1 protein-coding gene is annotated in these 263 nt (G+C 39.9%); it reads left to right on the top strand.

What is annotated here, in order from left to right; translation table 11 throughout:
* On the top strand, positions 1 to 263 hold a 263-nt coding region (locus ACY2RT_RS15420), incomplete at both ends, for a hypothetical protein (protein WP_490156810.1).

Below are 263 nucleotides of genomic sequence, written 5' to 3'. Positions count from 1 at the left end.
GCATATTTCCTTTCGTCAGACCCAAAAATTGATATATCCAGAGGAGCCGAGTATGTGAGGGGAGAAGCTAAAGATGAAGAAACTGCTCCGGTAGGAGATGTTTCTTTAGATCCAAAGTGGACGTTTAGTAACTACGATGAAAATGCATCTTCTGGGAGTTATAAAATAGGTAAAATAGACGGGGATATTGACAGATATTATTCCCTGGATATGGATAGGGCCAACTACAACGACCCAGAATCTGTATTAATTACGTATCCTGT

Source organism: Ulvibacter sp. 2210JD10-4 (assembly GCF_058148525.1).
The sequence above is the reverse complement of the archived record's forward strand: the minus strand, read 5'-3'. Positions and strand labels throughout refer to the sequence as shown.